This is a genomic window from Rhodococcus sp. NPDC059234, assembly GCF_042754225.1.
In the GTDB taxonomy this organism is placed as follows: Bacteria; Actinomycetota; Actinomycetes; order Mycobacteriales; family Mycobacteriaceae; genus Rhodococcus_G.
Genome location: NZ_JBHZAH010000168.1, coordinates 1 through 8351, shown reverse-complemented (window position 1 = coordinate 8351; position 8351 = coordinate 1). Strand labels below are relative to the sequence as shown.

8 protein-coding genes are annotated in these 8351 nt (G+C 69.9%); 5 read left to right on the top strand and 3 right to left on the bottom strand.

Going from position 1 to position 8351, the window contains the following annotated elements:
* Positions 1-41: 41 nt before the first annotated feature.
* Complete coding sequence (locus ACFXGJ_RS23185) at positions 42-1139, bottom strand: hypothetical protein (RefSeq protein WP_378625435.1); 1098 nt, start codon at positions 1137-1139, stop codon at positions 42-44.
* A 182-nt stretch (positions 1140-1321) separates the two neighbouring features.
* On the opposite strand from ACFXGJ_RS23185, the gene ACFXGJ_RS23180 reads away from it, so the two are divergent.
* A complete protein-coding gene (locus ACFXGJ_RS23180) occupies positions 1322-1891 on the top strand; it encodes a TetR/AcrR family transcriptional regulator (RefSeq protein ID WP_378625437.1) in 570 nt (189 codons plus the stop codon).
* Between the two features lie 70 nt (positions 1892-1961).
* On the opposite strand, the gene ACFXGJ_RS23175 is transcribed toward ACFXGJ_RS23180, so the two are convergent.
* Positions 1962-3413, bottom strand: a complete 1452-nt coding sequence (locus ACFXGJ_RS23175) for an amidase (protein ID WP_378625433.1) — start codon at positions 3411-3413, stop codon at positions 1962-1964.
* A 120-nt stretch (positions 3414-3533) separates the two neighbouring features.
* On the opposite strand from ACFXGJ_RS23175, the gene ACFXGJ_RS23170 reads away from it, so the two are divergent.
* Positions 3534-4541: a LuxR C-terminal-related transcriptional regulator gene (locus ACFXGJ_RS23170; RefSeq protein WP_378625431.1), complete on the top strand. Its 1008-nt coding sequence runs from the start codon at positions 3534-3536 to the stop codon at positions 4539-4541.
* Here the strand turns inward: ACFXGJ_RS23170 and ACFXGJ_RS23165 are convergent.
* On the bottom strand, positions 4486-5004 hold the full coding sequence (locus ACFXGJ_RS23165; protein WP_378625429.1) for a 2-oxo-4-hydroxy-4-carboxy-5-ureidoimidazoline decarboxylase: 519 nt from the start codon (positions 5002-5004) through the stop codon (positions 4486-4488). The genes ACFXGJ_RS23170 and ACFXGJ_RS23165 overlap by 56 nt on opposite strands.
* Positions 5005-5133: 129 nt before the next feature.
* Between ACFXGJ_RS23165 and ACFXGJ_RS23160 the strand changes: the two genes are divergently transcribed.
* The 3 genes from ACFXGJ_RS23160 (at position 5134) to ACFXGJ_RS23150 (ending at position 8320) form a co-directional block, all read left to right on the top strand.
* Positions 5134-5961, top strand: coding sequence for a crotonase/enoyl-CoA hydratase family protein (locus tag ACFXGJ_RS23160; RefSeq protein ID WP_378625426.1), 828 nt, complete (start codon positions 5134-5136; stop codon positions 5959-5961).
* A 179-nt stretch (positions 5962-6140) separates the two neighbouring features.
* A complete protein-coding gene (locus ACFXGJ_RS23155; RefSeq protein WP_378625424.1) occupies positions 6141-6629 on the top strand; it encodes a MarR family winged helix-turn-helix transcriptional regulator in 489 nt (162 codons plus the stop codon).
* Entirely contained in the window at positions 6626-8320 is a 1695-nt protein-coding gene (locus tag ACFXGJ_RS23150) for an MDR family MFS transporter (protein ID WP_378625422.1), read from the top strand. The genes ACFXGJ_RS23155 and ACFXGJ_RS23150 overlap by 4 nt, the downstream gene beginning before the upstream one ends.
* Positions 8321-8351: the final 31 nt, after the last annotated feature.

Genomic DNA, 8351 nt, shown 5'->3' with positions numbered 1-8351 from the left:
GAGTTGCGCGGCGGACCCGGTCGGGCGGCGCGACGGCCGCTTCAGGCCGAGGCCGCCGGGGCTACCCGGCTACGCGAGCGCACGGCTCGGGCGGTGAATCCGAGCACCAGCGCCAGTCCGACCAGCGCGTAGAGCGTGAGGGTCACGACCGGCTGGGCCACCCCGGTGCCGTGGAAGTAGACGATGCTCCGCACGCCCTCGGTGCCCGCACCGGGGGTGATCCACCGGCCGATGGTCGCCCAGAAAGCGGGCAGCACGTTGGACCCGAATGCGCCGCCGGCGCTGGGGTTTCCGAGCACCACGAAGATCAGGATCGCCAGCGGGACCGCCAGGATCCCGACGGCCGCGCGCAGGCCCATGGTGAACAGGCCGGTCGCGAACACCACGCCGAAGCCGAGGAGGGACAGCGGCAGCAGGTGTCCGGTGAAGGTGCCGAGCAGGTTCGTCGTGATCAGCGCGCCGAGGAACCCGGACGCGGCGGCATATCCGGCCATGATCGCGATGTGCGCGCCCGCCTCTCGCAGGGTGCGGGGTGCGCCGATCATCAGCCCGATGGACGCGGCGAGCAGGTAGCCCCCGACCACCCATCCGATCGAGAGGTAGAAGCCGGACAGTCCGCGGTTGTCGTGCACGGAGACGGGTACCTCGTCGCGCACCACGAAGGTGCGGTGCTGGGCCGCGTCGGCCTTGGTGAAGATGCCCTCGAGCGCGCTGGCCGCGGAGGTGCCGGCGCCGCTGGCGGTGATCAGGGTGTCGGTGCCGGTGGGGCTGATCAGGTAGGCGCCCATGATCTCGCGGTCGTTGATCAGGTTCCTCGCCTCGTAGGTGTTGGCCAGCACGCGGGCCTGGACCGGGTGGCCGTCCGCCGCGTTGAGCTTGTCGGTGACCTGCTGGTCCACGCCGGCCGGCAGTCCCGCCTCGGCGATGATGCCGATCGGGATGTCGTGCGGGGTCGGCTGGTGGAACGCGGCGACGTAGCTGGTGATGAAGCCGAGTTGGAGCAGCAGGACGCCCAGCACGACGGCGACCATGATCTGGCGGGGGCTGTAGCGGTCGGTCGGGCTGGTGGACCGGTGCGGCTCGTCGACGGGGCTGGCGTCGAGGAGTTCGGGTGCCGGTGCGCTGGTGGTGGTCGTCATACGGGTGCTTCCTCGCTGTCGCGGTGATGCCTGATCCCGCAGTGAGCTGCCTGATCTGCGGAACCCTTGCCGATACTCTGGGTATTGAATACCGTAAGTATCGTGAAGCGGACGGGTCAAGCGTGAATTCGGACAGTTTCGGGAGAGCTGCGTCACCGCAGGCCCGCCCGACCCGCACGGAGGTGCGGCAGCGGCTGATGGCCGCCGCCGCCGACGAGTTCGCCGAGCACGGGTTCGTCGCCGCCCGGCTCACCGAGATCGCGCGGCGCGCGGGCTTCACCAAGGGCGCCGTCTACTCGAACTTCGAGTCCAAGCAGGACCTGTTCGCCGAGCTGTTCGCCGAGCGGTCGCTGGAACTGGCCGCCCGCGTCCTCGGGGAGATCGCCGGCCTCAGCGTCACCGATGCCGCCGGCCGCAGCGGCGCGACCATCAGCTCCTGGCTGGTCAGCGACCCGGGCTGGGCCCTGCTCGTGCTCGAGTTCGGAGTCCAGGCCGGCCGCGACCCGTCGCTCGCCCAGGCCTACCTGCGCGAGCGCAGGCGGTTGCGCGGGCAGATCGAGGAACTGCTGGTCGGGCGGGCCAACGAATGGGGCGTCGCCGACCGATTGGACGCGCACAACACCGCGATCACCCTGATGGCGCTCATCTCCGGGCTGATGCTCGAGCATGCGGTCGATCCGGAGCAGGTGGACCAGCGGGCGGTGCAGGCCGCCGTGTCGGGGCTGTTCGCGAACGCGCTCGCCCGCGCCTGACCCGACCGCTCCGGCGCCCGCGACGGCCCGGGCGCGATCTCCACCCGGGCCGGCACGAGTATGCCGTCGACTAGCCGACCCCAAGCGTGGTCACGTGGACGGACGGGATTCGGTCGGCCCAGGGCATTGCCCTCTCCAGATCGCCCGCCAGCGCGAGCAGGGTGGCCTCGTCGCCGTAGCGGCCGACGAACTGCATGCCGATCGGCAGCCCCGCACTCGACTGGGCCAGCGGCAGCGAGATCGCCGGATGCCCCGTCGCGTTGAAGAGGGAGGTGAACGCGCCGTACTCGAAGATCCGCTCGTACCAGCCGCGTGCGTCCAGCGAGGCGTCGTCGGCGTCGAGGCGGCCCAGTTCGACGGTGGGTGCGGCGGTGGTCGGCGTCAGCAACACGTCGTATCCGGTGAGGAAACGGGCGACCTCGCGAGTCGCCGTGTTGAACACCCGCTCCGCGGCGTAGATGTCGAAGGCCGACAGGGACTTTCCGTACTCGACGCAGGCCAGGGTGGTCGCCTCGAGGTGTTCCCGGCCGGGCGTGCACCCGAGTTGTGCCGCCGCCCCGGTCACGGCGTCGCCGAGGAAGCTGCACCACGCGTCGAGGTTCGCTCGGTCGAATGCCTCGGCATCGATGTCCGGTGCGGCCTCCTCGACGGTGTGGCCCATGTCGGCCAACTGCTGCGCCACCCGAGCCAGCGCGGCGACACTCTCCGGATCCACCGCCCGGCGCGGGTCGTCGGGGGTTGCGGAGAAGGCCACCCGCAGCGGCCGCGATCCGATGCCGGCGTGCTCGGCATAGCTGCGGTCCGGGGCCGGAAGCAGGTAGCGGTCGCCGGGTTCGGAGCCGTGCACCGCGTCGAAGAGCCGCGCACAGTCACGCACCGTGCGGGTGATCGCGAACTCCACTCCGAGGCCCATCAGCGGGTCGGCGAAGTCGGGACCGGGGGTGATCCGGCCGCGGCTCGGCTTGAGCCCGACCGCACCGCAGGCCGCGGCCGGGATCCGAATCGATCCTCCGCCGTCGTTCGCGTGCGCCATCGGCAGGGCGCCGGCCGCGACCAGCGCCGCCGAACCGCCGCTCGAGCCGCCGGCGCTGCGGGTGCGGTCCCAGGGATTGCGGGTGGGGCCGCCGTAGGCGAGGGCCTCCGTCGATGCGTTGAATCCCATCTCGGGCGAGCGGGTGGTCGCCATGGACGCGAGTCCGGCGCGGCGGAACCGTGCCATCAGGTGTGTGTCGTAGGGGTACGTGACGCCGTCGCCGAACATCCGGCTGCCGCTCCGTGTCGGCACGCCCTCGGCGTGGGCGATGAGGTCCTTGATCGCGAACGGAACCCCTGCGAAGGGACCGTCCTCGTCGCAGGCGAGTGGCGCGTCGTAGCGCGTGCCCGCGATCGCCGACAGGTGCGGATCCACCCGGTCGAGGGCGTCGGCCGCTGCGGCTCGGACCTCGGCGGCGGTGACCTGACGACTGCGAATGAGTTCGGCCAGCGCGGTCGCATCGTGTGCCGCGTACTCGGTGATGTTCACTGCGTCTCCTCGGTGCTGGTTGGTACCGGCACGGTAGAAGTCCGCAGGAGGTGCCACATCCGTCGATGTGGGGAGGTGAACGAGGTCCCGATGCGGCTATGTCCGGCGCATACTCCTGACATGAACGCGATCTCTCCGCGGGAACGTGTCGGAGCGGCGGTCCGACTGCGTACCGTCGCAGTGGAAGCCTCCGAGGCCGGAGACAGCCGGGCCGCCCGGCTGCTGTTCGCGCTCCGGGACGCGGTGCCGCACGACCACTCCGCACTGTCGCGGTGGGACCCCGTGACGAACCGCCACGAGACGACTGCGAGCTTCGGTTACCCGGGCAACGCGCTGCGGCTGATCAACGACGCGATGCAGGCGCTTCCGCAGTTCGCGGAGCTGAGCGCGGGCAGGATCCCGCTACGACTCCACGACATCGACGCGTCCAGTCGTCGCGGCGCGATCTTCGACGACGTGATCGCTGCGCAGGGGTACCGCGACGGGCTGAGTCAATGCCTGTTCGCGGCGGACGGCCGATACGTCGGGATGCTCAACCTGAGCAGCTACGCGGATGTGGACGATCAGTCGCTCGCGCTCGTCTCGATGGTTGCCGACACCCTGGCCGCGGCGATCGACCCGCTGGCGACGGTGGGCGGGACCGGAGCCAGGGTCGAGCGCGGCGAAGAGGCATTGGTGGTGGATCCGGCGGGGAGGATGCGCGCGTTGACCCCAGGAGCGAGTCCGGACCCGGTCCGCGCGTGGCTGCGCGCCGGAGCGAGGATGGGGGACGACGGCACCGGCGCGGCCGCGACCCTGGTCTCGGGGGACGGTGTCCACCGCGTGCGCGCCGAGCGGGTTCGGGCAGGAATTCTCGTGCGATACAAGAAGATTCCGGCGCCGGGTGAGCTCACGCTGCGGGAGATGGAGGTGCTCGAGTCGCTGTCGACGGGACACTCCAACGCCGCCGTCGCGCGGAGTCTGGGCGTCGGTAGCGCGACGGTCGCGACGCATGTCGAGAACATTCTGCGCAAGACCGGGTTGCCGAACCGAACCGCGGCGGCGGTGTACGCCGCGCGGCTCGGGCTTGTGGTCAGTCCCGGTACCCGTCCGCGGGACCGAGCATCCGCTCGATCCGGATCCGATTGATCTTGGCGAGCTCACCGAGCATCGTCTTGCGTTCGGCCTCGGCGGAATGGCCCAGCCGAGTGGTGACGTCGCGCAGCAGTTCGGCGGCGTCGCGGCCTGCGGCGCACCACAGATAGCGGTAGCCGAACTGCTGCTCGTAGCGCGCGCAGGCCGCGACGACGGCGAGCATGAGCGCCTCGTCGGGAGACCAGACCGCGCACTGCTCGAGCGCCGACGCGGTGGTCTGCGCCCGGCGGGCGACGCCGGGGTGGCACTGCAGCGCGGCGTCGACGTCCGCGTCGGACAGCTCGAAGAGTCCCGAGTCGGCGGCGGTGAACAGGTCCGAGCGCGACGAGTACGGCCGGCCGGCCGCGACGTGCCCGGCCCATGTCACCGAGCAGCAGCACTCGAAGAGGGCGTGGACCGCGCTGTGGTCGGGCAGGGCGTTGAACCGGTCGAGTCCGATTCCCTGGTGCAGCAGCATGGGCCACCTCCGGCTCTCGCGCGGGTCGCACTGCAGATTGTCCAATGTAGTCGCGGTCGGCAGCCAGCGATCGGTCAGCGAATTTTCACAGCCTTAACGTGCGGCCGGGCGGGTGGTTACTCTTGAGTAATGACCGAACACAGCTGGAACGCCTTCACCGTCGAGTGCAAGGACCACGTCGCGCAGGTGACCCTCATCGGTCCGGGCAAGGGCAACGCCCAGGGGCCCGACTTCTGGAGCGAGCTGCCGCAGATATTCGCGCAGCTCGACGCCGACCCGGAGGTGCGGGCGGTCGTGCTCGCGGGCGCGGGCAAGAACTTCTCATTCGGTCTCGACCTCGCGGCGATGGCGCCGATGATGGGCCCCGCCCTCGCCGACAAGGCGCAGGCGGCGCCGCGCACCACCTTCCTCGGCGACATCAAGAAGATGCAGGCCTCGATCAACGCGGTCGCGGACTGCCGCAAGCCCGTCGTCGCGGCCGTCCAGGGCTGGTGCATCGGCGGTGCGCTCGATCTCATCTCCGCGGCCGACGTCCGCTACGCGAGCGCCGACGCGAAGTTCAGCATCCGTGAGGTCCGGGTCGCGATCGTCGCGGACATGGGCAGCTTCGCCCGACTGCCCGCGATCATCGGCGACGGGCACCTGCGTGAGCTCGCGCTCACCGGCAAGGACATCGACGCCGCACGGGCGGAGAAGATCGGCCTGGTCAACGACGTGTTCGCCGATGCTGACGCGGTGCTCGCGGCCGCGCACGCCACCGCCGCGGAGATCGCCGCGAACCCGCCGCTGGTGGTGCAGGGCGTCAAGGAGGTGCTCGACCACAGTCGCAAGCCCGCCGTCGACGACAGCCTCCGCTACGTCGCGGTCTGGAACGCGGCCTTCCTCCCGTCGGAGGACATCGGCGAGGCCATGGCGGCCGTCTTCCAGAAGCGTGCCCCCGAGTTCAAGGGACGCTGACCCCTCCTCGACAGCGGTGAGGGGCACCGTCGACCGGTCAGGCCGAACGATGGTTCCCCTCACCCGGAGCGGGCGGCCAAAGCGGCGGTAAACGCCGTGTTTTCGGTTGCCCGAGTGGCCGCGTTGCGCACATACTTGCGGGCATCAAGTAGTTGAATGACGCACGCAAGGAGTCGAACATGACGCCCGAAGAGGTTGAACCTCTCGCGGACGAGATCGGCAATTACCTGGTCCGCCTCCAGCGGGTTCGCGACCGGACGATCGCACACGCCAAGTCGACCGACGGCATCGATCCGGCCGCATACGCCTGCCTGTTCCGGCTGATCAACGACGGGCCGATGCGGTCCGGGACGCTGGCCGAGGCGATGTACACCGATCCGTCGACGGTGAGCAGGCAGGTCGCGCAGCTGGTCGAACGCGGTCACGTCGAGCGCCAGGCCGACCCGACCGACGGCCGGGCCAGCGTCCTGGCCGTCACCGACTCGGGTCGCGCGGCCGCGGGTCGGATCCGCGCGCTGCGGAACGAGAAGCTCGGTCGGCTCCTCGCCGACTGGCCGCTGCAGGATCTCGAGGACTTCGCCCGGTTGATGGACCGGTTCGTCACCGACTACGAACTGGCGCGCCCGACCTTCGCGGCCGTCGAACCCGGAACGAGGACCGCACGATGAGCAATGCGACCGACCCCACCGCGGACGTCGAGAATGTCACGCAGGAAGGGGTGTTCAGCCACCGGGAGATCCTGGTGATCCTCTCCGGCCTGATGCTCGGCATGTTCCTCGCCGCGCTCGACCAGACGATCGTGTCGACCGCGATCAGGACCATCGCCGACGACCTCAACGGCTACTCGCTGCAGGCCTGGGTCACCACCGCCTACCTGATCACCGCGACGCTGGCCACGCCGCTGTACGGCAAGCTCTCCGACATGTACGGCCGCAAGCCGTTCTTCATGGCCGCGATCATCATCTTCGTGCTCGGCTCGTTGCTGTGCACGCTGGCCCAGTCGATGTACATGCTCGCGGCGTTCCGTGCGTTCCAGGGCCTCGGCGCCGGCGGCCTGATGTCGTTGGCGCTGGCCATCCTCGGGGACATCGTCGGTCCGCGTGAACGCGCCAAGTACCAGGGTTACTTCCTCGCCGTCTTCGGTACCTCCAGCGTGCTCGGCCCGGTGCTCGGCGGCCTGCTCGCCGGCCAGAGCTCGATCCTCGGCATCGACGGCTGGCGCTGGGTCTTCCTGGTCAACGTCCCGATCGGGATGTTCGCACTGGCCGTGGTCTACCGCGTCCTGCACCTGCCGAAGGTGCGCAAGCCCGGCGTGCGGATCGACTGGTGGGGCGCGCTGGTGCTCGCGATCGGCATCGTCCCGCTGCTGATCGTGGCCGAACAGGGCCGCGAATGGGGTTGGGGGAGTACCGCATCGGTGAGCTGCTACGTCATCGGCGTCGTCGGCGTGATCGGCTTCGTGTTCGTCGAGAAGAGCATGCGTGACGCGGCGCTGATCCCGCTGCGGATGTTCCGCAACTCCACCTTCGCGCTCGGCGTGGTGATCTCGATCGTGGTCGGCGCGGCCATGTTCGGTGGCATCTCGCTGCTGCCGCAGTACCTGCAGGTGGTCCGAGGGTCGAGTCCGACCCTCGCCGGGCTGCAGATGCTGCCGATGGTGCTCGGACTGATGATCGGATCCATCACCTCCGGTCAGCTGATCGCGAAGACCGGGCACTACCGGATGTTCCCGCTGATCGGCGCGAGCATGCTGACGCTCGGCATGTTCCTGCTGCACTTCGTGCAGGCGGACTCGCCGCTGCCGCTGGTGATGGTGTTCATGCTGATCACCGGATTCGGGCTCGGCAACCTGATGCAGCCGCTGACCCTGGCGATCCAGAACGCGCTGCCCCCGCAGGACATGGGAGTGTCGACCGCCGCCGCGACGTTCTTCCGGCAGATCGGCGGCACCCTCGGTGTCGCGGTGTTCCTGTCCATCCTGTTCTCGCAGCTCACCCCGAACATCACCAGCCAGTTGCAGTCCGCCGCACACGATCCGGCCTTCCAGCAGGCGGTCGTCGAGGGCGCGCACAGCGCGAACCCCGCCGACGTCGCGCTGGCCACCGGGCTGGCGAGTCACGACACCTCGACGGCGGCAGGCGTGCTGCAGGACAGCTCCGTGATCCAGCAGCTCAGCCCCGCCCTGGCCCAGCCGTTCAAGGTCGGGTTCGCGGACTCGATGTCGGTGGTGTTCCTGACGGTCACCGTGATCGCACTGATCGCGCTGGTTCTGGTCGCGTTCTGGAAAGAGGTGCCCCTGCGGGTGGGCGGCGGCCTCGCCGCCTCGGCCGCCGCTCGCGACGCCGACACCGAGGACTAGCCGTGCCGGGACGTCCGCGCCAGTCGCGGGC

What these genes read in the sequence shown, in the direction of transcription:
- ACFXGJ_RS23185 (WP_378625435.1), bottom strand. Translation starts at nt 1,139, where the DNA reads ATGACGACCACCACCAGCGCACCGGCACCCGAACTCCTCGACGCCAGC.
- ACFXGJ_RS23170 (WP_378625431.1), top strand. Translation starts at nt 3,534, where the DNA reads ATGAACGCGATCTCTCCGCGGGAACGTGTCGGAGCGGCGGTCCGACTG.
- ACFXGJ_RS23165 (WP_378625429.1), bottom strand. Translation starts at nt 5,004, where the DNA reads ATGCTGCTGCACCAGGGAATCGGACTCGACCGGTTCAACGCCCTGCCC.
- ACFXGJ_RS23160 (WP_378625426.1), top strand. Translation starts at nt 5,134, where the DNA reads ATGACCGAACACAGCTGGAACGCCTTCACCGTCGAGTGCAAGGACCAC.
- ACFXGJ_RS23155 (WP_378625424.1), top strand. Translation starts at nt 6,141, where the DNA reads ATGACGCCCGAAGAGGTTGAACCTCTCGCGGACGAGATCGGCAATTAC.
- ACFXGJ_RS23150 (WP_378625422.1), top strand. Translation starts at nt 6,626, where the DNA reads ATGAGCAATGCGACCGACCCCACCGCGGACGTCGAGAATGTCACGCAG.